Source organism: Arthrobacter sp. Hb9-2, from assembly GCF_059091165.1.
In genome coordinates, this window is sequence record NZ_JBNHGJ010000032.1 from 1 (window position 1) to 23,353 (window position 23,353).

The 23,353-nt window shown below is 64.7% G+C and carries 20 protein-coding genes and 1 pseudogene; 11 read left to right on the forward strand and 10 right to left on the reverse strand.

The window, feature by feature from the left end; translation table 11 throughout:
• The 5 genes from ftsL to dinB all read right to left on the reverse strand — a co-directional run.
• The coding region (gene ftsL, locus AC5RV1_RS16530) for a cell division protein FtsL (RefSeq protein WP_493995306.1) at positions 1-587 on the reverse strand (587 nt) is incomplete at its 3' end.
• Positions 587-1,576 carry a 16S rRNA (cytosine(1402)-N(4))-methyltransferase RsmH gene (rsmH, locus tag AC5RV1_RS16535; RefSeq protein ID WP_493948784.1) on the reverse strand — a complete coding sequence of 330 codons (990 nt, stop codon included), beginning with the start codon at positions 1,574-1,576 and terminating at the stop codon, positions 587-589. The genes rsmH and ftsL, both read right to left, overlap by 1 nt.
• Before the next feature lie 166 nt (positions 1,577-1,742).
• Entirely contained in the window at positions 1,743-2,171 is a 429-nt protein-coding gene (gene mraZ / locus AC5RV1_RS16540; RefSeq protein ID WP_493995307.1) for a division/cell wall cluster transcriptional repressor MraZ, read from the reverse strand.
• Positions 2,172-2,544: 373 nt separating this feature from the next.
• Positions 2,545-2,919 carry an SCO2097 family morphological protein gene (locus AC5RV1_RS16545; protein WP_493948786.1) on the reverse strand — a complete coding sequence of 125 codons (375 nt, stop codon included), beginning with the start codon at positions 2,917-2,919 and terminating at the stop codon, positions 2,545-2,547.
• A gap of 274 nt (positions 2,920-3,193) precedes the next feature.
• Complete coding sequence (dinB, locus tag AC5RV1_RS16550; protein WP_493995308.1) at positions 3,194-4,417, reverse strand: DNA polymerase IV; 1,224 nt, start codon at positions 4,415-4,417, stop codon at positions 3,194-3,196.
• A gap of 74 nt (positions 4,418-4,491) precedes the next feature.
• On the opposite strand from dinB, the gene AC5RV1_RS16555 reads away from it, so the two are divergent.
• A complete protein-coding gene (locus AC5RV1_RS16555) occupies positions 4,492-5,019 on the forward strand; it encodes a hypothetical protein (RefSeq protein WP_493948788.1) in 528 nt (175 codons plus the stop codon).
• Complete coding sequence (locus AC5RV1_RS16560) at positions 5,016-6,110, forward strand: polyprenyl synthetase family protein (RefSeq protein WP_493995309.1); 1,095 nt, start codon at positions 5,016-5,018, stop codon at positions 6,108-6,110. Before AC5RV1_RS16555 ends, AC5RV1_RS16560 begins: the two co-directional genes overlap by 4 nt.
• Positions 6,111-6,142: 32 nt before the next feature.
• Here AC5RV1_RS16560 and AC5RV1_RS16565 read toward each other — a convergent pair whose 3' ends face one another.
• Positions 6,143-6,496 carry an Rv2175c family DNA-binding protein gene (locus AC5RV1_RS16565; RefSeq protein ID WP_205484251.1) on the reverse strand — a complete coding sequence of 118 codons (354 nt, stop codon included), beginning with the start codon at positions 6,494-6,496 and terminating at the stop codon, positions 6,143-6,145.
• A gap of 242 nt (positions 6,497-6,738) precedes the next feature.
• On the opposite strand from AC5RV1_RS16565, the gene AC5RV1_RS16570 reads away from it, so the two are divergent.
• Together AC5RV1_RS16570 and pknB are read left to right on the forward strand one after the other, a co-directional pair.
• A complete protein-coding gene (locus AC5RV1_RS16570) occupies positions 6,739-8,121 on the forward strand; it encodes a lytic transglycosylase (RefSeq protein WP_493995310.1) in 1,383 nt (460 codons plus the stop codon).
• Positions 8,122-8,225: 104 nt separating this feature from the next.
• Positions 8,226-10,322, forward strand: a complete 2,097-nt coding sequence (gene pknB / locus AC5RV1_RS16575; RefSeq protein WP_493995311.1) for a Stk1 family PASTA domain-containing Ser/Thr kinase — start codon at positions 8,226-8,228, stop codon at positions 10,320-10,322.
• A 64-nt stretch (positions 10,323-10,386) separates the two neighbouring features.
• On the opposite strand, the gene AC5RV1_RS16580 is transcribed toward pknB, so the two are convergent.
• Positions 10,387-11,778: a class II 3-deoxy-7-phosphoheptulonate synthase gene (locus AC5RV1_RS16580; RefSeq protein ID WP_493948792.1), complete on the reverse strand. Its 1,392-nt coding sequence runs from the start codon at positions 11,776-11,778 to the stop codon at positions 10,387-10,389.
• 114 nt (positions 11,779-11,892) lie between these two features.
• Positions 11,893-12,735 (reverse strand): lysophospholipid acyltransferase family protein, encoded by an 843-nt coding sequence (locus AC5RV1_RS16585; RefSeq protein WP_493995312.1) that lies wholly within the window; start codon positions 12,733-12,735, stop codon positions 11,893-11,895.
• Between the two features lie 111 nt (positions 12,736-12,846).
• On the opposite strand from AC5RV1_RS16585, the gene AC5RV1_RS16590 reads away from it, so the two are divergent.
• The 3 genes from AC5RV1_RS16590 to AC5RV1_RS16600 are packed head-to-tail and all read left to right on the forward strand — an operon-like array spanning position 12,847 to position 15,009.
• Complete coding sequence (locus AC5RV1_RS16590; RefSeq protein ID WP_493995313.1) at positions 12,847-13,635, forward strand: alpha/beta hydrolase; 789 nt, start codon at positions 12,847-12,849, stop codon at positions 13,633-13,635.
• The gene (locus AC5RV1_RS16595) at positions 13,632-14,444 is read left to right on the forward strand and encodes an alpha/beta hydrolase (protein ID WP_493995314.1); all 813 of its coding nucleotides are present in this window, start codon (positions 13,632-13,634) and stop codon (positions 14,442-14,444) included. The genes AC5RV1_RS16590 and AC5RV1_RS16595 overlap by 4 nt, the downstream gene beginning before the upstream one ends.
• Complete coding sequence (locus AC5RV1_RS16600; protein WP_493948796.1) at positions 14,431-15,009, forward strand: hypothetical protein; 579 nt, start codon at positions 14,431-14,433, stop codon at positions 15,007-15,009. The genes AC5RV1_RS16595 and AC5RV1_RS16600 overlap by 14 nt, the downstream gene beginning before the upstream one ends.
• A 4-nt stretch (positions 15,010-15,013) precedes the next feature.
• On the opposite strand, the gene AC5RV1_RS16605 is transcribed toward AC5RV1_RS16600, so the two are convergent.
• Positions 15,014-16,105 (reverse strand): ROK family glucokinase, encoded by a 1,092-nt coding sequence (locus AC5RV1_RS16605; RefSeq protein WP_493995315.1) that lies wholly within the window; start codon positions 16,103-16,105, stop codon positions 15,014-15,016.
• Between the two features lie 179 nt (positions 16,106-16,284).
• On the opposite strand from AC5RV1_RS16605, the gene AC5RV1_RS16610 reads away from it, so the two are divergent.
• The 4 genes and pseudogenes from AC5RV1_RS16610 to AC5RV1_RS16625 all read left to right on the forward strand — a co-directional run.
• The gene (locus AC5RV1_RS16610; protein WP_493995316.1) at positions 16,285-18,093 is read left to right on the forward strand and encodes an AMP-dependent synthetase/ligase; all 1,809 of its coding nucleotides are present in this window, start codon (positions 16,285-16,287) and stop codon (positions 18,091-18,093) included.
• 294 nt (positions 18,094-18,387) lie between these two features.
• The gene (locus tag AC5RV1_RS16615; protein WP_493995317.1) at positions 18,388-18,876 is read left to right on the forward strand and encodes a helix-turn-helix domain-containing protein; all 489 of its coding nucleotides are present in this window, start codon (positions 18,388-18,390) and stop codon (positions 18,874-18,876) included.
• Positions 18,877-19,016: 140 nt separating this feature from the next.
• Positions 19,017-19,094 carry an IS3 family transposase gene (locus AC5RV1_RS16620; protein ID WP_493995336.1) on the forward strand — a complete coding sequence of 26 codons (78 nt, stop codon included), beginning with the start codon at positions 19,017-19,019 and terminating at the stop codon, positions 19,092-19,094.
• A gap of 15 nt (positions 19,095-19,109) precedes the next feature.
• A pseudogene (locus AC5RV1_RS16625) lies at positions 19,110-19,739 on the forward strand (IS3 family transposase); the annotation flags it as partial.
• A 67-nt stretch (positions 19,740-19,806) separates the two neighbouring features.
• Here AC5RV1_RS16625 and AC5RV1_RS16630 read toward each other — a convergent pair.
• A complete protein-coding gene (locus AC5RV1_RS16630) occupies positions 19,807-23,205 on the reverse strand; it encodes a pyruvate carboxylase (RefSeq protein ID WP_493948799.1) in 3,399 nt (1,132 codons plus the stop codon).
• Between the last annotated feature and the right edge of the window lie 148 nt (positions 23,206-23,353).

Here is a 23,353-nt window from a genome sequence, read left to right on the forward strand (position 1 = left end):
TTGCCGGTGGCTGCGTCACGGGCAGTGCCGGAGGGGGCCGCTGCGGGCGTGTCCTCCACAGGCTTCCGTGCTTCCAGGGGGTCGCGTTTGGTTGCCGGCGGAACCACTGTCAGCTGCCCGGCGACAGCGGGCGCCGGGATAACGGCCCCGGCAGCGCCGTCCTTGACGGCGGGAGTTGCTTTGCCGGTGACGGACAGGGTGGACAGGTCAATCTGGCCCTTCACGGTGGAAGGCACCATACCCAGTTTCGTTGCTTGAGCGGCAAGGTTTTGGGGTGCTTCAAAGTTCTGGACCTGCTGGGTGAGATCCTGGTTCTGCTTGGTCAGCGTGCTCTGCTTGGCGCGCAGTTCCACCAGCTGGTACTGCGCCGTGGACACCGAAATGTTCAGGACAAGAACGGCGATCAGGGCGACGGCAAGCATGGCGAAGCACAGCACCACGAAGGGGGCGCGGCGCTTGCGGGGAACGGTCCGGACTACGGAGAGGGGGGTGCGGCTCCGTCGCGGCCCGGCCGGCGAACCCGCAGGAAGCTGCTTGGCGGCCGAACCGGAAACGACGGGAAAGTTCTTGACGGCAGCTGTGCTCATTAAGCTCTCCTGGTTCGGATACGTTCCACCGCACGCAGCCTTGCTGAAGCGGCGCGGGGGTTTTCGGCGATTTCGACGGCGGTTGGCACCTCGGTGCCTTTGGTCAGGGTCTTCAGTTCCGGTTTATGTTCTTCCAGCTCTACGGGGAAACCGAGTGGAGCAGAGGATTTGGAGCGGGCCTGGAAGACGCCCTTGACGATCTTGTCCTCCAGCGAGTGATAGGACATGACCACAATGCGGCCGCCCAGTGCTGTCGAATCCACGGCCGCGGGAACGGCGCGTTCCAAAACGTCGAGTTCCTCATTGACCTCGATCCGAAGGGCCTGGAAGGTTCTTTTGGCGGGATGGCCGCCGGACTTGGCCGCGCCAGCGGGAACGACGGCGCGGATCTGTTCCACCAGTTCACCCGTTGTGGTGAAAGGTTTGACGGCCCGGGAGGCCACGATCTTGTTCGCAATCCGCCCGGCGAACTTTTCTTCGCCCCACTTCCGGATGATCCGGACGAGTTCCTCTTCGCTGTAGTTGTTCACGACGTCGGCTGCAGTCTGGCCCCGGCTGGTGTCCATTCGCATGTCCAACGGGGCGTCGAACGAGTACGCAAAGCCGCGTTCGCGCTCGTCCAGCTGGAGCGAGGAAACGCCCAGGTCCATCAGTATTCCGTGCACTTCGGCGACGCCGAGGTCGGCCATGACTTCCTGGATTTCGTCGTAGACGGCGTGCACCAGGTCGGTCCGTGCCTCAAAGGGCGCCAGCCGCTCCCCCGCGAGGGCAAGGGCTTCTTCATCCCGATCGATGCCGATCAGGTGCAGGTCCGGAAAGCGCTGCAGCATGGCCTCGGAGTGGCCGCCCATTCCCAGCGTGGCATCGATGGCCACCGGTGTTTCACCGCGGCTCCTGGCGGCTTCAAAACCGGGAGCCAACAAATTGATGCACCGGTCCCGTAGGACCGGCACATGGCGTTCGGACGTGGGCTTCGGTTGATCGTTCATGCCTCGTCCTCTCTCGCCGTCGTTGTCACCTGGTGGGTTCTTGGCCCAGATCCCCATCCGCGCCTATCGTCCTGCCCGCCTGGCTCCGGGGAAGTGAGCCAGGTTGGCCTGCCGATGGGCCGGCTGGAGATCTCAACCAAGAAAGCTGCCCGCTGCCCTGTTCCGGTCAGACAATGCCCGGAATGGGGTCATCGGTTTCGGAGAAGGCGGTCTCCTTCTCCGCGAGGTACTCATCCCAGGCCTGGGCGTCCCAGATCTCGGCGCGGGTTCCGGCGCCAATAACGGCCAGTTCCCTCCCGAGCCCTGCGTACTCCCGGAGCGCCGGTGGAATGGTCACGCGCCCCTGCTTGTCAGGTACCTCGTCAGAGGCTCCAGAGAGAAAGACGCGGATATAGTCCCGCGCCTGTTTTGAGGAGATTGGCGCCTCCCGCATTTGCTCGTGAACCCGGGCAAATTCCTTCTCGCTGAAGACGTAGATGCATCGTTCCTGGCCCCTGGTGAGAACCAGTCCGCTGGCAAGTTCCTCCCGGAACTTCGCGGGGAGAATGATCCGGCCCTTTTCATCCAGACGTGGCGAATGCGTGCCCAGAAACACTGGCCCACCGCCTGTCCGATGTCAGGAACTGCACATCCCCTATGTTGCAACCACCCTCTTATGTCCTCCACATTACTCCACTTTCCACCACAGTCAACGCGAAAAGGGTGCGTGGAGGCGCAATTATTGGGAATTCAGCCGCTAAATCGCGCGGAATTGCGGTGGTGGTGGGAAGTGGAGGACTTTTGACCGCGGCCAGACCGCTAGCCGCCTGAGCGGCACCCAAATGCATCGCCGCGATTGGCCGCTGCCGGTTGGGAGCACCGTTAAACGCGAAAAGACCCGCCGAAGCGGGTCTTTTGGCGCGCTCCCCCATCGAGGGGAGCGAAGTGGGGTATCGGGGGGCGCCCCGAATGAGGGGCGCTCCTTAACGCTAGGGCTCGCCCCGGCGCCTCTCGTCCCAGCGTTCCTCCAGGCTGCTCATGAACGAGCTCCGCTGTTTGCCGGCTTTGCCCGTGCCGGTCTTGGCACCCTTTGCGCCGGACGAGCTGCTGCGCATCGTGGCGAAGTAGACGCCGCCGCCCATCACAACGAAGCCCAGGACACCAACAAAAATATTTTGAAGGGTGACGCCCACCAGTAAGAGGAAGACACCTGCCAGCGCACAAAGGACGCCGATCACGACGTGTCTCGTTGACCACGAGCGCCCGGGGTCCGACCCCATGGAATTCGCGAACTTTGGGTCATCCTCGTGAAGCTGCTTCTCCAGCTGCTCAAGCAGCTTCTGTTCGTGCTCCGACAGCGGCATCACGACCTCCTTTTGTAGGCCAACGTCCGGGCTGATCCCAGCCACTACTTCTGCTCGGATAACGTCCGGCATGCCTTAGTGGTTCCCGCCTCCGCCGGCTGTGGCGAAAACGCTAACCTGGCACGCAGACGCCGGAGCGGGAGCATGTCCAAGAGAGTCCGGCAGTAAGTCCGTCACTCAAAAACTTCGTATCTATAAGGATAGTTTGTTCAGGGCGGTTCTGAAAGACGGCAATGACTTTCCCGACGCGCTTCCGGCCGCTTATTTGCCGCGTTTATCCCGAGCCGCTGCCCGGCTCCAGAAGCCGGGCCGGAAGGACCGGATTACCACCGAATTTGCGTGCTACCTGGTCCACGGCCTGCTCAGCAGCCCGCCAGTTGTCATCCCTGCGGTCGATACTCAGCTGGAGCGAGGTCCGCGCTGCTTCTTCAAGCTGCTCGGCCCGCACTCCTACCAGCCTGACAGCCATTGGCCTCGCCACGGAGTCCAGGAGCTGAAGCGCCACTCCATAAATGAGCTGCGCACTGTCCACGGGCGTCTGGACGGTCCGGCTGCGCGTGATGGTGGAAAAGTCGGCGAAGCGCAGCTTCAGGGCAATGGTTCGGGCCACCATTCCGGAACTTCGCAGCCGCTCTGCAGTACGGTGCGAAAGCCGCAGCAGCTCGCGGTGGAGGAGGGCGTCGTCGGCGGTGTCCTCTGCGAAGGTTTCCTCAGCCCCGATGCTCTTCTCAAGACGGACAGGTGTCACGGGGCGCGGGTCTATCCCCCACGCGAGCTGGTGTACGTGGATTCCGGTGGCGCCCAGCATCTTCTTGAGCGAGGAGACCGGCGTGGCTGCCAGGTCCGCCACAGTTTTGATGCCCATCCTCGCCAGGACGTCCGTGGTTTTCGCGCCCACGCCCCAGAGGGCCCCGACCGGCAGGCTGTGGAGATAGGGAACTGTTTCGTCCGGCCCGATCAGGAGCAGGCCGTCCGGTTTGCAGCGGGTGGATGCGATTTTTGCCACAAACTTTGTCTCAGCAATTCCCACGGAGGCGGTGATGCCCAGATCCGCGGCTACCCGGCTCCGGATGAGCTCACCAATGCTTCGGGGCGGACCCAGCCTACGAATGGCACCGCCGACATCCAGGAACGCTTCGTCCACACTGAGCGGCTCGACGAGTTCGGTGACGGAGCCGAAGATCGCCATCAGCTCGGCAGAAACTTCGTAGTACACCTTGTGCCGGGGCTCGATAATCACTGCCTGTGGGCACATGCGCATAGCCACTGCCATAGGCATGGCGGACTTAACGCCGAACGCCCTGGCTTCGTAGGACGCGGACAAAACAACCGAGCGCTCCGCCGGATAGCCAACAATGACGGGTTTGCCCCGCAGTTCGGGCCGCGTGCGGAGTTCCACGGAGACGAAAAAGGCGTCCATGTCCACGTGCATAATGCAGTTGCGCCGGCGGCGCTGGAGACCTGCTCCGGCCGGCTCGTTCGTCCTCACAGGTCCCACGGCTGCAATCCTATCGCTTTGTACTGACTAAACTGGAGGCTGAATCCGGCATCTACACCAGGAGGAAAGTCCCTGTGACGGTCATTGGAAACCTTAAGCCAGCAGCCTGGGCGGCTTTCGCTGCCGGGGCAGCATTGGCCCTCGCTGCCTGCAGCCCAACGCCCTCAGGAACATCGGATCCCGCCGCCTCCGCTTCTGCGCCGGAAACCGCTCAGTCCACCATGACAGCCTCGCCCAGCCCGTCCGCCGCGCCCAACACGTCCGCCACAGTCGGCGCCGTCGTCGAAGGATTCCCCCAGCAGCTCCTGCCGCTCATGCCGGGCGCGAGCGTGGTGTCCAGCAGCTTTGACAAGGCGTCGACTCCAGCGACCGCCGCCCTGGTGGCCACCGTCACCTCGCCCGCTGCTGCCGTCCTGGATTTCTACACAAAGGAGCTGGAGGCCCGCGGGTTCAAGGCAGTCCCGGGCGAGGCCGTGGGGGCGGTAGCTTCGAAGGACTTTGTTCGGGGAGACAATGAGACCGTCAATCTCTCCGCCGTGGAAGCGGCCGGTGTTGTCACCTTCACCATCGGCGCCAACGTGGCATCTGAGTCAGCCAAGTGACGGCAGCTGAGCAGCTAAGGAATGAACAGGCCGCCTTTGTAGCGGCAGTGGCAGGTGAACTGACTGACTTTCTCACCTCCCGGCAGTCCATTATGTCCGCCATCTCACCGGACATCGAACCCATCATGGGCTCCATCTCCAACCTGGTGACCGGCGGAAAGCGCCTGCGGGCGCTAATGTGCTATTGGGGTTGGCGAGGCGCCGGCGGCGAGCCGGCGGCCCGGCAGGTAGTAACGGCCGGAGCGGCGCTGGAATTGTTCCAGGCTGCCGCGTTGATCCATGACGACATCATTGACCGCTCCGACACCAGGCGGGGCGGACCCAGCGTCCACCGCCGCTTCAGCGAACTCCACGGGACCCACGGCTGGGCCCTGGACAGTGAGCGGTTCGGGCAGGCTGCTGCAATCCTGGCTGGAGACCTGTGCCTCTCGTTCAGCGAGGAGGCGTTCACGGATATTGGCGAGAACGCCGCAGCCGGCAGCCGCGCCCGGCTGATCTTCAACCTCATGCGGGCAGAGGTGATGGCCGGCCAGTACCTGGACATCCTGGAGGAAGTTGCGGGCCCGGTGCGGGACCGCGCAGGTGCCGTCAGCAGGGCGCAGTCGATCATCAGGTTCAAGTCGGCCAAGTATTCAACAGAGCATCCGCTGGCGCTCGGCGGAGCACTGGCGGGAGCCTCGAACGAACTGCTCCGCGGCTACTCGGCATTCGCTTTGCCCCTTGGCGAGGCCTTCCAGCTTCGGGACGACGTGCTGGGCGTCTTCGGCGACCCACTTACCACGGGCAAGCCCGCCGGCGACGACCTGCGCGAAGGAAAGCGGACTGTGTTGGTGGCGCTGGCTCTGGACCAGGCGTCGGCAGCCGAATCTGCCTTTATCGACGCCAGGCTGGGCAGCCCCGACCTCTCCGATGACGACATTCTTGAGATCCGCCGGATCATCGAAGAGTCGGGAGCCTTGCAGGCCACCGAAGTCCTGATCAATGAATTCGGCGCAGCAGCATTCGACGCCCTCGAGGCGCTTCCACTGCATGAACTGCCGAAAACCGCCCTGCGGAGGCTGGCTGAAGCAACTGTCAGCCGCGCCTCCTGAAGGCGGACAAAGCAGGAGGCAAAGCCGGACAGCTACCAGGCCAGGGTCTGCGCCCTGCGCCTGATTTCCGTTTTGCGGCCCTCCCGCAGGGCGTCAATGGGCCGTCCACGCAGTGATTCGTCAGGCGTGAAAAGCCACACGATGAGGTCCTCGTCCGAATAGCCGGCGTCTGCCAGCACAACAATGGTGCCTTTAAGGCTATCCACCACCTGGCCGTCCTGAATGAATTCAGCCGGAACCGACCGGATATTCCGCTCTCCCACCCGCAAAGCAGCCAGAGCATGTTCATCCAGCAAACTGTGGACTCTGGTGATGGAAACATCCAATAAACGGGCGACGTCGGGCAAGGGCAACCATTCGCCCACAAGGTTTTCTACATTACTCACCAATCAAGGTTGCCATGGGGCGTACCGCCGCGCCTAGTCGGGAAATTTCCCGGAGCGGCGCTGACCTGCGGACACTCCACGAATTACTTCTTGCAGGAAATGCGTGATTTCTTGTGCTAACTGCAAATTCGTGAGAGATTCACATAGATCACATTCGTAACAGCAATAACACGAGTAACAGTAGTATCGGAATCACAGCGGCATCCCCGCCCGCGCCCGCAGTTGAGAAGAGGATTCTTTCCATGACGATGTCCCGCTCGCCCAAGCAGCCCCCCAAGCCGAGTCTGCCTATGATCGCTGCCACCACGGCAGCGCTGCCAGCGGTCGTATTGTCATCCTTGGCCCTCGCCCAGCCCGCCGCCGCGGAGCAGCCCGCCCGGGCCGTCCCTGCCACGTTGGCTGCGGCGATGAAAGCACAGGCGGCAGCACAGGCGTCGGCGGCTGTCATCCCGGCCTCGTCCGTCTCCACTACCATCCCCACGGCCTTCAAGCCGGCGCAGCCGGCCGCACCGGCTGAATACACGATCGCCCGGGGCGACACCATCAGTGCCATTGCGGGCAGGTTCGGTCTGAACACGGGCGAAATCCTGAAGCTTAACAACCTGCAGGCGAACACCATCATTTACCCGGGACAGAAGATCAAGCTGTCAGGTTCGGCCGCCGCGCCCGCAGCCCCCGCTCCTGCAGCTGCTCCCGCCGCCCCCTCCACTGCCGCTGGCGGTGCCACCTACACCGTGAAGCCTGGCGACACGCTCGGTGCCATTGCTGCAAAGCACAAGGTGAGCCTGGCGGACGTCTTCGCCTGGAACAACCTCAACATGCGTTCCATCATTTACCCCGGGCAGAAAGTCAAAGTCGGCGGTGGTGATGCCGCTGCAGCCCCGGCCGCCCCGGCTCCTGCCCCCGCAGCACCTGCTCCGGCCCTGGCAAACTCCTCCGCCCCTGCCCCGGCTTCCGGCTCGTACACGGTTAAAGCAGGCGACACGCTTTCCGCCATCGCTTCGCGCCACGGTGTCAAGCTTTCGGAGCTCCTCTCCGCCAACCGCATGAACATGGGCACCGTGATCTACCCGGGCAACAAGCTGGCCATCCCCGGTGCCGGCCAGCAGGCCCCGCAGCCCGCTGCCTCCGTCACGCCGCTGGTGCCCAGTTCCTTCCTTGGCTTCAGCTACCCGGCAGCCGTGGTGAGCTCCGCAAACGAAAACAAGGCCCTCCTGAACGCTTCGCCCGTCCCCTCCCGGGAGCAGATGCGCGGCATCGTTGCTGACACCGCGCGCGCCATGGGCGTGGAGCCTTCGCTCGCCCTCGCCTTCGCCCACCAGGAGTCCGGCTTCGACCAGCGCGCGGTATCCCCCGCCAACGCCATCGGGACCATGCAGGTCATCCCCAGCTCGGGCCAGTGGGCATCGGACCTGGTGGGACGGAAGCTGAACCTCCTTGATCCCTATGACAATGCGACGGCCGGGGTGGCGATCATCCGCCAGCTCCTCGCCACCAGCAAGGACCGGGACACAGCCATCGCCGGCTATTACCAGGGCCAGTATTCTGTGAGCAAGTACGGCATGTACGACGACACCAAGGCTTACGTCGCGGCCATCAAGGCACACCAGAAGAACTTCGGCTAGCACAGCGGTCCGCTTCCCGGCATCGGGAGCGGCGGGGAGAAGTCGGCACGGGTCCGGACCGGTATAGGTTCGGACCCGTTTCATTGCTGGATTACGATCGTAGGGTGCAGGAACACGTGTCAGACCCCCTGGTAGGAACCCTGGTGGACAACCGGTACGCCGTCAGGTCCAGGCTGGCGCGCGGCGGCATGTCCACTGTCTACGTGGCGACGGACCAGCGGTTGGAGCGGGACGTGGCGCTGAAGGTGCTGCACCCCCACCTGTCCGCCGATGAGAGTTTCCTTGACCGGCTGGGCCGCGAGGCCAAGGCTGCCGCCCGGCTGTCCCACCCCCACGTAGTGGGAGTGCTGGACCAGGGCACTGACGCCCGTACCGCGTACCTGGTCATGGAGTACATCAAAGGCCATACGCTGCGGGACGTTATCAGGGACAAGGGTGCGCTTCCGCCCCGGCTTGCCTTGGCGCTGATAGATCCCGTAGTGGAAGGCCTCGGCGCCGCCCACGCGGCCGGGTTCATCCACCGGGACGTAAAACCCGAGAACGTCCTGATAGCCGATGACGGCAGAATCAAGATCGGCGACTTCGGGCTGGCCCGTGCAGTCACCACCTCCACCAGTACGGGCGCCCTGCTGGGAACCGTTGCCTACCTCTCCCCCGAACTCGTCCTTGGTAGATCCGCGGACGCCCGGAGCGACGTGTACTCCGTGGGCATCATGCTGTACGAGATGCTGACCGGCCAACAGCCGTTCACCGGTGAGGTCCCGATCCAGGTGGCTTACCAGCACGTCAATGGAGCAGTCGGGCCTCCTTCGGCCCTGGTGCCGGGCCTGGCGGCGGAGGTGGACGAGCTGGTGCAGTGGTGTACGGCAAACGATCCGGAGAACCGCCCCATCGACGGGAACGCGCTGCTCCAGGAACTGCGCCACATCAGAACCAACCTCAGCGATCGGGAACTGGACGTGCAGCCTCCCGCGGCCCTGGACACGAGCGGCCCCGCCGGAAACCAGAACCGGACCGAAGTCATATCCCGCACAAATAATCCAACAAGCGTTATGCCGTTTGGCCGGCCCGCGGCGCCGCCGTACCAGCCGCTGCAGCCGCCGGCAGGTCAGGCTCCCGGCCGGGCGGCGCATAACGCTGAGTCCACTCATCGGCACCTTCTCACTCCACCCGACAAGGACGACGATGCCCCGTGGGCCGCCGCGGCGCCGGCACCTATGAGCAAGCGGGCGCAGCGCAAGGCCGACAAGGAGGAGGAGAAGGCCCGGGCCCGCGCTGCAGCCACTCCGGCAAGGAACCTCCGCGAAGGGAGCCCGCGCCGCCGTGGCGTCTTGTGGGTGGTGGTCCTGGTCATCGCCGCGCTGCTGGCCACAGGTGCCGGCTGGTTCTTCGGCATGGGTCCCGGCTCGGCCGCGGCCATCCCTGCAGTGGCAAACAAGACGGTGGCACAGGCCCAGGAGCTCCTTAACCAGGCAGGGTTCCGGTCCACCACCAGGGATGTTTTCGACGAGGACGTTCCCAACGGGCTGGTGGTGGGCACTGAACCGCCGGCCGGCTCGGAGATCCGGAAGTTCCAGCCGGTCTCGGTGTTTGTCTCAAAGGGTCCGCAGCTTTTCCCGCTGCCCGGGCTGACGGGCGGCACGCTCGAGGAAGCCAAGATCGGCCTCAACGCCGCCGGGATGGCGCTTGGGACTGTTACCGAGCAGTTTGATGAAGCTGCAGCCGCGGGCGTTGTCCTGTCGCAGGATCCGGCAGCCGATACTCCTGCCCGGCGAGGAACGCCCGTCAACCTGGTGGTCTCGAAGGGCCCCGAACCGATCCCGGTGCCCGATGTAGTGGGCCAGGATGAGGCTGACGCAAGGGACGCCATCGAAGCGGCCGGGCTGGAGGCTGACGTCGCGCGCGAAGAAGTGTTCGACCGGAACATCCCCGAGGGCGCCGTGGTCAGCCAGTCCCCGGCCAACGGGACCCTCACCCGCGGCGCAACGGTGACCCTGACCATCTCGAAGGGGCCCAGGATGGTGGAGGTACCCAGCTACATCGGCAAGCAGGCAACGGAGGCGAAGCGGGCCCTTGAGGCCTTGGGCTTCCGGGTGCAGGTGAACAACATCCTGGGCGGCTTCTTCGGCACAGTCCGCGACCAGGACCCTGTTGATACAGAAGTACCTGAAGGATCGGTCATCACACTGACCGTGGTGTAGGCGGGACCAGCCCGCCCACACCTGACACCCGCAGGTGCGGCCGGACATCAGTGCTTGGAACAGCTCAGTGCTTGGCGAGTGCCCCTGCCACCAGGAAGGCCATTTCCAGCGACTGCATGTGGTTCAGCCGGGGGTCGCAGACTGACTCGTAGCGGTCCAGGAAGGCTTCCTGGTCAATCGGATCAGCTCCGCCGAGGCACTCGGCGACGTCGTCGCCCGTCATTTCCACGTGCAGTCCGCCGGGAACAGTGCCCAGGGCGTGGTGCACCTCGAAGAAGCCGCGCACTTCGTCGATGACGTCGTCGAAGTTCCGGGTCTTGTACCCGTTCGGGGACGTCACGGTGTTGCCATGCATGGGGTCGGTGACCCAGAGGACCTGCGCGCCTGAGGCGGTGACCTTTTCGACGACGGCGGGCAGCTTCTCGCGGATGTTGGCGGCACCCATGCGGGTGATGAAGGTCAGCCTGCCGGGCTCGCGCTCCGGATCCAGCCTGTCGATCAGGCGGAGGGCATCGTCACCGGTGGTGGACGGGCCCAGCTTGACGCCGATGGGGTTTCGTACGCGGGACAGGAAATCGACGTGCGCGTGGTCCAGCTCGCGGGTTCGCTCCCCGATCCAGAGGAAGTGCGCTGAGGTGTCGTACGGGAATCCGGTACGGGAGTCGATCCGGGTGAGGGCGCGTTCATAGTCCAGGAGGAGCGCCTCGTGGCTGGCGAAGAACTCAACGCGCTTGAGCGCCTCGAAATCCGCACCGCAGGACTCCATGAACATGATGGCCCGGTCGATGTCCCGCGCCAGGGACTCGTAGCGGGCGTGGGCCGGGTTCTCGGTGAAGCCCTTGTTCCACTGGTGTACCGAGCGCAGGTCCGCGAATCCGCCCTGGGTGAAGGCGCGGATGAGGTTCAGCGTGGAGGCGGACGTGTGGTAGGCACGGAGCATGCGTGCGGCGTCGTGGCCGCGGGATTCGGGCGTAAACTCGTAGCCGTTCACGATGTCGCCGCGGTACGCCGGCAGTGTCACGCCGTCACGGGTTTCATCGTTGGATGAGCGGGGCTTGGCGAACTGGCCTGCCATCCTGCCCATTTTGATGACGGGCATCGCGGCGCCGTAGGTCAGGACCACTGCCATCTGGAGGATGGTCTTAACGCGGGCGCTGATCTTGTCCGCCGTGGCTGCTTCGAAGGTTTCAGCACAGTCGCCGCCCTGCAGCAGGAACGCCTTGCCCTGGGCAGCAGCAGCCAGGCGCTCGCGGAGGACATCCACCTCGCCGGCGAAGACCAACGGAGGAAGGACGGAGAGTTCCTTTACCGAGGCATCGAATACGTCCCTGTCCTGCCAGCTGGGCTGCTGGGAAATGGGCAGGTCCCGCCAGTTATCGAGTCCGGGATAATTGGCCGCTCCGCTCTGGGCGGTGCTGGACAGCGAAAAGGCAGGTTTTGCAGATAGCTCAGTCACCCTCTAAGACTAACGGTCGCGCAGGCACACGGAACACCACAGCGTCACGCATCCAGGCCTTGGCGTCACAGACATCAGCCGGGCCCGGAAGACTGGCAGGTGGGAGCCAGTGGGCTACGCGGTGGCGGCAGCCCCGCCGTCGTCCTGCTGCTTTCCGGGGTCGGGGGCAAGGTGCCCGGCACCGGCATGTGGGGCATCTGCATCCGGGCCGGCATGGGTGCCGTCAAGAGGCACGGGGGTGGCAAGGGGTTCCGCTGCCGCAGCAGGGTCAACGGGCTTGCCCGCGAGCCGGAGCTTCACCACGGCCGCGTATTCATCGACGTATTCCTGCCCGGAGAGCCGCATCAGCTCGAACATGATTTCGTCCGTGACCTGCCTTTGGACCAGGCGGTCCTCTGCCTGGTCGTGGTACCTGCTGAAGTCCAGCGGTTCGCCGAAGATCATGCCGATCCTGCGGATGTTCGGCAGACGCTTGCCGATGGGCTGCACTTTGTCCGTACCGATCATCGCCACCGGAACCACCGGGACTCCGGCCTTGAGAGCGAGCCTGGCAACGCCCACCTTTCCCCGGTAGAGGCGCGAATCGGGGCTGCGCGTCCCCTCCGGGTAGATGCCCAGCAGCCCGCCATGCGTGAGGACGTCCATTCCGGCACTCAGCGACGCCTCCGACGCGGCACCGCCGGACCGGTCCATGGGCAACTGGTTGGTGAGCCTGAAGAACAGGGCCGTCAGCCTGCCCTTGATTCCCGTGCCCGTGAAGTACTCGGACTTGGCCAGGAACACCACCGGACGGCGGACCATCAAGGGCATAAAAATCGAGTCGGAAAACGAGAGGTGGTTGGAGGCGATAATCGCCGCGCCTTCCGCCGGAATATTATCCAGGCCCTTCACCCACGGGCGGAAAAGCAGCTTCAGCACCGGACCCAGGAAGATCCTTTTCATCACCCAATAGAACACGTGCGAAACCCCTCCGGAAGGCAGCCCTCAGGCCCCGCGTCGGGCCTGGCCAGCAGTTCAATGCAACCCTACTCTAGTGAGATTTGCCGGGAACAGTGACACGATGGAGTCATGAGCGAAAGCAGCACCCCGTCCCGTCCTGCCGCTTTCAGCTATCCCGGCCACGGAGCCAACGCCCGCATCGGAGTGGCGATCTGCCACGGCTTCACCGGCAGCCCCCTGAGTGTGCTGCCATGGGCGGAACACCTCGCTTCGCAAGGCTACGCGGTCACCGTTCCCCTGCTGCCCGGGCACGGGACCACCTGGCGCCAGCTTGCCCGGACGCGCTGGAGCGAGTGGTACAACAGCTTCGAAAGCGCCTACCTGGAGCTATCGGAGCGGACGGATACGTGTTTTGTCGCCGGGTTGTCCATGGGCGGAGCCATCGCACTGCTGACTGCTTCCAGGCACCCTGTGGCAGGAGTCTCGGTGGTGAACCCCGGCCTGAGCTTCTACGACCGCCGGGTACGCGTCATTGGCGTGCTGAAGTATTTCCAGAAGACCACCCTCCCCATCCAGGAAGAGCAGCCCACAGCTGTTGTCACCGAAGACGGCGACTATTCGCGCACACCGCTCTCCGCCGTGCACGAACTGAAGAAACTGTTCGGGGCTGCCACCCGGGGCCTGCCCCGCGTCACAGCTCCCGTGCAGGTGTTCAAGTCGCACACGGACGCAGTAGTCCCGCCCACCTCGCTGGCAGTACTCAAAAACCGCCTGGGCACGCAGCTTGAAGAGGTAGTCAGTCTTGCCAGCAGCGGCCATGTGGCTACGCTGGACGTGGATGCGCCGGAGATCTTTTCGAAATCCAGCGCCTTTTTCCATGCCCACGCCCGCCAGAACACTTCAGTGGAGACCCCATGACCTCCAGCCCGGACCACAGCCCCTACAGCAGTCCATTCAATGGCGAGGGGCCCCGGATCGGCGTGGTCCTCTCGCACGGGTTCACCGGCAGCCCCCACGGCCTGCGCGCCTGGGCCCATGCCTTCACCGCCGCGGGTTTCGCTGTGCGCATGCCCCTGCTGCCGGGCCACGGCACCAGTTGGCAGGAACTGGCCCGGACTACGTGGCAGCAGTGGCATGCCGCACTTGATGACGCCTACCTGGAGCTGGACGCGGAGTGCGATTACGTCTTTGCCGCCGGCCTCAGCATGGGCGGAGCGCTGGCGCTGCGCATCGCCGCCACACGTCCGGTGGCAGGGGTGGTCCTGGTAAATCCGGGGCTGGTGATTGACGATCCACGCGCTCCGCTCGCCGGAATCCTGAAGCTCGTCATGAAAAGCACACCGGCCATCGCGAACGACATCCTCAAAGAAGGCATGGATGAAGGCGCCTATCCCCGAACTCCGGTAGCGGCCGCCCACGAACTTAACAAGATGTTCAAGGACACCATCAGGATCCTGCCCAGGGTCACTGCTCCTGTGCAGGTCTACCGCTCCACGGTTGACCATGTGGTGTCCGACTCCAGCATCGTGGCGCTGCGCCGCGGCCTCACCCATGCGCCCCTTGAGCTGGTCCGGCTGGAAAACAGCTACCACGTGGCCACCCTGGACAACGACGCCGACCAAATCTTTGCGGGATCCGTGGACTTCATCCGCGGCGTGGTGTCCACTGCCGGCGCTGCGTCCGCTTCAGCTGCGCCCGTCCAGGAGGCTTCCCATGAACAGGCCTGACTCTGGCTCCCCCGATCAGGGCTCCAACCACGACGACGCCGTCTGGCTTGACCTCGTGGCCCGCCTCGAAGCAGACTCCCCGGCAGGCCCTGCCGGTACAGGTACTGCCGGCACAGACAATGGCGACGACCCGGACGCGCCTGAAGGCACTCCCGCTCCCGCGGGCAGGTCCGCCACCTTCCGGGACTTCGACCCCCTGGGACTGGCCGGGTCCGCCCCCACCGAGCTTTCCGCCGCCGAGCGGCAGGAGACGGCCGCCACCACCGGTGACGCCGCGAACGGCAACGCGGCCGCGGGGCCACGCGACTATGACGTGGACGGGGACGACGACGAATTCATTCCCGAGGAGCCGCCGAGCCTGGCCGGAACCGACCCGCTGACCATGCTGGCCTGGCTGGCCGCGGTGGGCGGGCCCGTGGCCCTGCTGCTGTCAGCCATGTTCTGGCGCTCTGCACCGATGCTCGCGATCGTGGGCATCGTGGCCGTGTTTGTCCTGGGAACGGTCTACCTGATCATGAAGCTTCCGCAGGAAAAAGACGAGAACGACGACGGCGCCCGCGTCTAGTGCCTCAGGCGCGGACCCTGCTGCTCACCCGGGAAAGGTCCGCCGCCCCGATCAGGCCGGCGTTCGGTCCCAGGGCCGCCAACTGAATGCCGGCGGCAGGCCGGAAGCCGCGGCCGGTCAGGTTGCGGGCGAAGGCCTTTCGGGCGGGTTCCACCAACAGGTCCCCTGCTGAGCAGAGGCCGCCGCCGATAACAAACAGGCCGGGATCCAGCGCCGCGGCCAGGTTCGCCAGCCCGAGTCCGAGCCAGTCACCTACTTCGTCAATAAGTTCCCGGGAAGCAGCGTCGCCGGCCAGGGCCAGCTCGGTGACGATCGCTCCGGTGATCGTATCGGTGTTGCCACCCACAGCTGCGAGCAGGTCCTGGGCCACCGGGGAGTTGGCCCGCGCCAGGATCCGGGCTTCGCGTCCCAGCGCATTCCCGGACGCGTACTGCTCCCAACACCCCCGGTTGCCGCACTCGCACCGGTGGCCGCCGGGCATGATGATCTGGTGGCCGAACTCGCCGGCCACGCCAAACCTGCCGCGCTCCACCCGCCCGTCCATCACCATCGCCCCGCCGATTCCCGTGCCCAGGGTGATGCACACCAGCCGGGCTTCGCCCTGCCCGGCGCCAAAGCGCCACTCCGCCCACGCTGCGGCGTCGGCGTCGTTGGCGAGCAGGACGGGACGGCGCAACAGGTTTTGCAGGTTTTTCCGGAGTGGCTCGTTCCGCCAGGCGAGATGCGGGCTAAAAAGTACCGTGCCGCCGTCGAGGTCCATCCACCCGGCGGCACCGATGCCGACCGACCAGATCCGGTGCCCCCGGCCGAGCTCTTCCACGAGCTCCACAATCACCTGTTCCACTGCCCGCGGATCCGTGCCGGGCGTCGAGCGGCGCGCTTCGTTGAGGATCCTGCCTTCGGCGTCCACCACGCCGGCAGCCACCTTGGTGCCGCCGATGTCGATCCCGATGGCAAGGCCCTTCCGGCCAAGGCGCAGGTGCTCGCGGAAGCCTTCGCCGTGGCGCAACCTGCTCCGGCCGGTGGTTGGGCGCCGCCTCCACGGAACCGGTCGTCGCAAGGGGCCGGCCTGTTCGCCGGGGGGCGGTGCATACATAGTCAACCATTCTAGGCTGGCGGTTCCGGGGGTGAAGGAGGCCGTCCCCGCATGTACCGCCATCCACCATTGACGCCAAAGTTACTGGTCAGTAGGTTTAGATACTGCACGGCATGGTACAGGCGTACTAGTCTTTAGGCATACCCCTGCGCGGGTCTTCGGATATCAAAGGAGCTATAGTGCGCGAATTCAGTGTTCCGCCTCTTGTTGTTGTCCCACCGGAATCCAACATCACGGATCTGGTATTGCGGCAGGCTGCGAAGCCCAGCAACCCGGCACTCTTTTCGCGGCTCGGCTCAGCCGGTGCCTGGCAGGACATCCAGGCTACGGATTTCCTGGCTGACGTCTCGGCCCTGGCGAAGGGACTGATGGCAAGCGGCGTGGCTGCTGGTGACCGCGTAGGCATCATGTCCCGCACCCGCTACGAATGGTCCCTGGTGGACTTTGCCATCTGGTTTGCGGGAGCAGTATCCGTTCCGATTTACGAGACCTCCTCCCCGTCGCAGGTGGCCTGGAACCTTGGTGACTCCGGCGCCGTGGCAGCGTTCGGCGAGGCAGCCCACCATGAGGACGTGATCCGCCAGGCGGTTACGGCGGAGGGCCTCACTGCGCTCCAGCACGTGTGGCAACTGGAAGGCCAGGGGCTGGACGCCCTCCGTGAAGCCGGCCGCGACGTCAGCGACGCGGATCTCGAGGCGCGCCGCGCGACGGCCACCCTGGACGACGTCGCCACCATCATCTACACCTCAGGCACCACGGGCCGTCCCAAGGGCTGCGAACTAACGCACGGAAACTTCGTTGAACTCTCGGACAACGCCCTCGCCATCATCGGTGAGATCGTCCATGAGAACGCCAAGACCATCATGTTCCTGCCACTGGCCCACGTTTTTGCACGATTCATCTCAGTTTTGGCCATGGCCGCCGGAACCACGGTGGCCCATACGCCGGACATCAAGAACCTCCTCGCTGACCTGCAAAGCTACGAGCCCACCTTCATCCTTGCCGTGCCCCGCGTCTTCGAAAAGGTCTACAACTCCGCGCTGACCAAGGCCGAGGACGGCGGCAAGGGCGCCATCTTCCACAAGGCCGCCGACACTGCCATCGCCTTTTCAAAGGCGCGCCAGAACGGGCGGGTGGGCCTTGGCCTCAAGCTCCGCCACGCCCTCTTCGACAAGCTGGTATACAGCAAGCTGCGGGCTGCCATGGGCGGCCACGTTGCCCACGCCGTCTCCGGTGGCGGCCCGCTGGGTGAACGCCTGGGCCATTTCTTCCAAGGCATCGGCCTGCAGGTCCTCGAAGGCTATGGCCTGACTGAAACCACAGCCCCCATCTCCGTCAACACACCGTCGCTGATCAAGATCGGGTCCGTGGGCAAGCCGCTGCCCGGGAACGCAGTCCGGATTGCCGAGGACGGCGAAATCCTCGCCAAGGGCGTCTGCGTGATGCGCGGCTACTACAAGCGGGAGGACCTTACCTCGGAAACCTTCGCTGACGGCTGGTTCCGCACCGGCGACATCGGCCGCCTGGACGATGACGGCTTTGTGTGGATCACCGGCCGCAAGAAGGAAATCATTGTGACCGCTGGCGGCAAGAACGTGATCCCCGCGTTGCTTGAGGACCAGATCCGTGCCGATGCCCTGGTCTCCCAGGTGCTGGTGGTCGGTGACAACAGGCCTTTTATTGGCGCCCTCGTCACCCTGGACCAGGAAGCCCTGCCCGGCTGGCTGCAGCGCCACAACCTCCCGGCCGACACCTCGCTCGAGGATGCGGCCAACAACCCGGTGGTCAAAGCAGCTGTCCAGGACCTCATCACCGCAGCGAACGCCTCCGTATCGCAGGCCGAAGCGATCAAGTCCTTCCGGATCGTGCCTGCTGACTTCACCGAAGCCTCAGGACACCTGACGCCGTCGATGAAGGTCAAGCGGGCACAGGTGATGAAGGACTTCGAGACGGTGATCGAGGAAATGTACTCGGCACCACGCTCCTGACGCCGGTGTAGGACGCGGGCCCCGATCCGGCAGCGTGCGTAAAGGGGCCCAGCGTGCGTAAAAGGGGCCCCCGCCCTCGTAGCCGGCAGCACATGAGGCTGGCCTGGTCCGGCAGCGTGCGTAAAAGGGGCCCCGCTCGCCCCGAAGCGGCCTTAGCGGGGCGCGGGGAATAGCACGTAGAGGATCAGGCCTGCCGCTAGCCACTGCCGCAAACAAACGAGAGGGCCCTCCTGCATGAACTGCTCCCCGAAAGTTGGACTGAAATTTCAGTTCTAACTCTCGGGGAGCAGTTTTATGCATGTGCGCAGTTCATTGTCGGAGGAACAACGCCGGGCCGCGGTAGCGTTGTTTGATACCGGCTGGGGCGCTAAGTCTGTGGCAACTAGGCTGGGGGCGCCCGCGAGAGCGATCCGCCGGTTATACGACCGGTGGCGAGTTCGCGGAGGTACGACACTAGTGGCAAAGCCGACAAAGCGGTCTTTCTCGTTCGAGTTCAAACTCCATGCCGTGCAGCGGTTTGAAGCTGGGGAGAGTAAAGCCGCCCTGGCGAGTGAGCTCCAGCTGTCGTCACCGGGGCTGATCGAGAAGTGGGCGCGGCAGTACCGGACCGAGGGCGAGGACGGCCTGCGTCCGAAATCAAAGGGCCGCCCGATGACAAACCCCGGGACTCCCAGGATGCCTGAATCAGAGCTGGAGCGGCTGCGGCGTGAGAACGAGCGTTTGCGGGCAGAGGTCGCGTTCCTGGGAAAAGTGCAGGCCTTGAGGAACGAGGAACGGCGCTAAAGGTCCGCGCCGTCATCGCCCTCAAGGCCGAACACCGGCTTGAATTGCTCCTGGACGTAGCCGGGTTGGCCCGCTCGACGTTCTTCTATCATCAGGCCCGCCTTCGGGCCCCAGACCCGCACGAGAGATTCAAGACCGCGGTGACGGAAATTTTCGAACAGAACCATGGCCGGTACGGGCACCGCCGCATCCACACCGAGATGGTCAAGCAAGGGTGAACGGTTGCGAAGAAGACTGTGCTGAAGCTGATGCGTTCTCTGCGGCTCGTCTGTAAAGTCCGGCTGAAGAAGCGTTACAACTCCTACCAGGGTGAGCAGGGCAAGATTGCCCCGAACCTGCTAAACCGGAAATTCGAAGCCGCAGCACCGAATGAAAAATGGGTTACCGATGTGACCGAATTCAGTGTCGGCGACCGCAAGCTCTACCTCTCACCGGTCATGGACCTCTTCGACCGGCAGATCATTTCCCACGCCATCAGGTCGTCGCCGAACCTGGAGCTCACCAACACTTCACTCCGCAATGCGCTGGCCACGCTGGAGGACGGGCAGCAACCGCTCGTACATTCAGACCAGGGCTTCCAGTACCAGCACGCCTCCTGGCAGACCCTCCTGGACGGCGCAGGCGCGGTCCAATCAATGTCCCGCAAGGGCAACTGCTACGACAATGCCGTGATGGAGAAACTTCTTTGGCCACCTCAAGGAAGAGCTCTTCAACCGGGTCACGTTCCTCAGCCTCGGTGCACTGGAAACGGCCCTGCACAAGTACATCCACTGGTACAACACCAAAAGGATCTCGACAAAGCTCGAGGGCCTGAGCCCGGCGCAATACCGTGCCCAGGCCCTCGCGGCATAGGATTTATTTAGGCAGTCCAACTTTCGGGGACCAGTTCAGCACGGAGGACCCTCTCGTCGTATCACTCGCTACCGTGCACTACTGCTCCACGACCAGCAGCAGGTCTCCGCCCTCTACCTGCTCCACTGAGGAGATGGCGAGCCGCGCGACCTTGCCGGCTACCGGCGTCGTGATGGACGCTTCCATCTTCATCGCCTCGATGGTGGCTACCGTGTCGCCGGCTTTGACCTCGTCCCCGGGCTTGACGGCCACGGTGACGGCACCGGCGAACGGGGCTGCCACGTGGCCGGGCTGGCCGGGGTCGGCCTTCTCGGCTGCCTTGACATTGCTGACCACCGAACGGTCCCGGACCACCACCGGCCGGGACTGGCCGTTGAGGGTGCACATGACCGTGCGCATACCCTTTTCGTCAGGCTCGGAGACGGCTTCGAGGGACGCGATCAGCCTCACGCCCTTCTCCAGCTGGATCTCGTGCTCGGCGCCGCGCTGAAGTCCGTAGAGGTAGTCCCTGGTGTCCAGCACAGAGATGTTGCCGTACGTCTCCACGCTCTTCAGGTAGTCCTTGGTGGGTCCGTCGAAGAGCAGCCGGTTCAGCGTGTGCTGGCGGGTCTTTGAGTCGGACTTCAAGGCGGCACTGTCCTCGGCGCTGAGCTCCACGTCGCGGACCTTCACGCTCCTGCCCTGGAGGGCCTTGGTGCGGAAGGGCTCGGGCCAGCCTCCCGGAGGGTCACCCAGTTCACCGGAAAGGAATCCGATGACTGAATCCGGGATGTCGTAGTTCTGCGGGTTCTCGTTGAAATCCGCGGGGTCCGCGTTCAGGCCCACCAGGTGCAGGGCAAGGTCGCCCACCACCTTGGAGGATGGCGTGACCTTGACCAGGTGGCCCAGGATGCGGTCGGCGGCGGTGTACATGTCCTCGATCGCCTCAAAGCGCTCCCCCAGTCCGAGTGCCATGGCCTGCTGGCGGAGGTTGGAGAGCTGCCCGCCGGGAATCTCGTGCTGGTACACACGGCCGGTGGGGCCCGGAAGGCCCGACTCGAACGGCGCGTAGACGCGGCGGACCGCTTCCCAGTACGGCTCCAGCGAGCTGACGGCTGCCAGGCTCAGGCCAGTATCCCGCGGCGTGTGTGCCAACGCTGCGACCAGCGCCGAGGCCGACGGCTGGCTGGTGGTTCCGGCCAGCGATGCGGAGGCGACGTCCACGGCGTCGACACCGGCGTCCACGGCGGCCAGCAGGGTGGCCAGCTGGCCTCCTGCGGTGTCGTGGGTGTGCAGGTGAACCGGCAGGTCGAAGCGTTCCCGGAGGGCGGAGACGAGTTTCGCCGCGGCGGCGGGACGGAGCAGGCCTGCCATGTCCTTGATGGCCAGGATGTGGGCTCCGGCGTCCACGATCTTCTGGGCCAGGCCAAGGTAGTAGTCCAGCGTGTAAAGGGTCTCTTCGGGATCCAGCATGTCGCCGGTGTAGCAGAGCGCCACTTCGGCGACGGCAGTGCCTGTTGCCCGGACAGCGCGGATGGCAGGTGCCATCTGGCTGACATCGTTCAGGGCGTCGAAGATGCGGAAGATATCAATGCCCGTGGCCGCGGCCTCGTTGACGAAGGCTTCCGTGACCTCTTCCGGATAGGGCGTGTATCCCACGGTGTTGCGGCCCCGGAGGAGCATCTGGAGGCACACATTCGGAAGCGCTTGGCGAAGGGCGGCGAGCCGGTCCCACGGGTCCTCGCCCAGGAACCGAAGGGCGACGTCATACGTTGCGCCGCCCCAGGCCTCAACGGAAAGCAGCTCCGGCATGAGCGCAGTAACCGCCGGGCCGGCTGCCACGAGGTCGCGGGTTCGGACGCGGGTGGCCAGGAGCGACTGGTGGGCGTCCCGGAAAGTGGTGTCCGTGACGGCCACTGCGTTCTGTTCACGAAGCGCCCTGGCGAAGCCTTCAGGGCCCAGCTCGAGCAGCCTTTGGCGTGAGCCGGGTGCTGCCTCCATGTCCTTGACGGACGGCAGCTTGCTGGCAGGATTTGAGTGCACGGTCAGTTCGCCGTTCGGCTTGTTGACCGTGACTTCAGCAAGCCAGGTAAGGAGCTTGGTGCCGCGGTCGGCAGAGACACGCGCCTTGAGCAGCTGCGGGCGCTCGTCAATGAAGGACGTGGCCACATCCCCGGCGATGAAGTCGGGGTCGTCGAGCACCGCCTGGAGGAAGGAGATGTTGGTGGAGACACCGCGGATACGGAATTCGGCAAGGGCGCGGCGGGCACGGGCGACGGCGGCCGGGTAGTCCCTGCCGCGGCAGGTGAGCTTCACCAGCATGGAGTCGAAGTGCGGGCTGATTTCGGCACCTGAGTAGACAGTGCCGCCGTCGAGCCGTACACCGGCTCCGCCGGCAGAGCGGTAGCCGGTGATCTTTCCGACGTCGGGCCGGAACCCGTTGGCGGGGTCCTCGGTTGTGATGCGGCTCTGCAGTGCCGCGCCGCGCAGCTTCACTGTCTCCTGGGAGAGGCCGAGGTCCGCCAGCGTTTCGCCGGCGGCAATGCGCATCTGGGCCTGGACGAGGTCGACGTCGGTGACTTCCTCGGTGACGGTGTGCTCCACCTGGATGCGGGGGTTCATTTCGATGAAGACGTGCTGGCCGGCACGCTCACCCACTGTATCGACGAGGAACTCCACTGTGCCGGCGTTGACGTAGTTCAGGGCCTTGGCGAACTTGACGGCATCCCGGTACAGCGCCTGACGGATGCCTTCATCCAGGTTCGGGGCCGGGGCGATCTCGATAACCTTCTGGTGGCGGCGCTGAATGGAGCAGTCCCGCTCGAAGAGGTGCATCACGTTGCCCTCGGCGTCCGCCAGGATCTGCACTTCGATGTGCCGCGGGCGCAGGACAGCCTGCTCCAGAAACATGGTGGGGTCACCGAACGCCGCGTCCGCCTCACGCATGGCGGACTGCAGGGCCTCCGGAAGTGCCTCGCGGGTATCCACGCGTCGCATGCCGCGTCCGCCGCCACCGGCCACGGCTTTGGCGAAGATGGGGAAGCCGATCTCATCGGCCGCCGCAATGAGCTCGTCCAGGTCTTTGGAGGGCGCACTGGACTTCAGGACGGGAACACCGGCGTCACGGGCAGCCTTCAGGGCTGCCACCTTGTTGCCGGCCAGCTCCAGCACCTCGGCCGGCGGACCGACAAAGGTAATGCCGGCATCCTTGGCGGCGCGGGCAAGGTCCGGGTTTTCTGAGAGGAAGCCGTATCCGGGGTAGATGGCGTCCGCACCGGACTCCTTTGCTACGCGCACCACTTCGGCAACGTCAAGGTAAGCACGGACGGGGTGGCCCTCTTCGCCAATCAGATAGGCCTCGTCCGCCTTCTGGCGGTGGATCGAGTTCCTGTCCTCTTGGGGGAAAACGGCAACGGTCTTGGCGCCCAGCTCGTAGCCGGCGCGGAAGGCCCTGATCGCGATTTCGCCGCGGTTGGCCACCAGAACTTTGGAAAACATACTTCTCCTGCATCATTGCGGGTGGATCGGTGAGTGGTCACAGTGTCTAGGACCTATAAGGGCAAACACAAATCTTTGTGGCCACCATCACAGATTTCCCCGTCATGTCCCGAGCTCTTCTGCCGGCCCGGGCAGAAACCGCCCCGGC

Bases quoted from the DNA above. Each gene is read 5' to 3' on its own strand.
- rsmH (WP_493948784.1), bottom strand. From the start codon at position 1,576: ATGAACGATCAACCGAAGCCCACGTCCGAACGCCATGTGCCGGTCCTA.
- AC5RV1_RS16545 (WP_493948786.1), bottom strand. From the start codon at position 2,919: ATGCCGCTGTCGGAGCACGAACAGAAGCTGCTTGAGCAGCTGGAGAAG.
- AC5RV1_RS16570 (WP_493995310.1), top strand. From the start codon at position 6,739: ATGACGATGTCCCGCTCGCCCAAGCAGCCCCCCAAGCCGAGTCTGCCT.
- AC5RV1_RS16590 (WP_493995313.1), top strand. From the start codon at position 12,847: ATGAGCGAAAGCAGCACCCCGTCCCGTCCTGCCGCTTTCAGCTATCCC.
- AC5RV1_RS16595 (WP_493995314.1), top strand. From the start codon at position 13,632: ATGACCTCCAGCCCGGACCACAGCCCCTACAGCAGTCCATTCAATGGC.
- AC5RV1_RS16600 (WP_493948796.1), top strand. From the start codon at position 14,431: ATGAACAGGCCTGACTCTGGCTCCCCCGATCAGGGCTCCAACCACGAC.
- AC5RV1_RS16605 (WP_493995315.1), bottom strand. From the start codon at position 16,105: ATGTATGCACCGCCCCCCGGCGAACAGGCCGGCCCCTTGCGACGACCG.
- AC5RV1_RS16615 (WP_493995317.1), top strand. From the start codon at position 18,388: ATGCATGTGCGCAGTTCATTGTCGGAGGAACAACGCCGGGCCGCGGTA.
- AC5RV1_RS16630 (WP_493948799.1), bottom strand. From the start codon at position 23,205: ATGTTTTCCAAAGTTCTGGTGGCCAACCGCGGCGAAATCGCGATCAGG.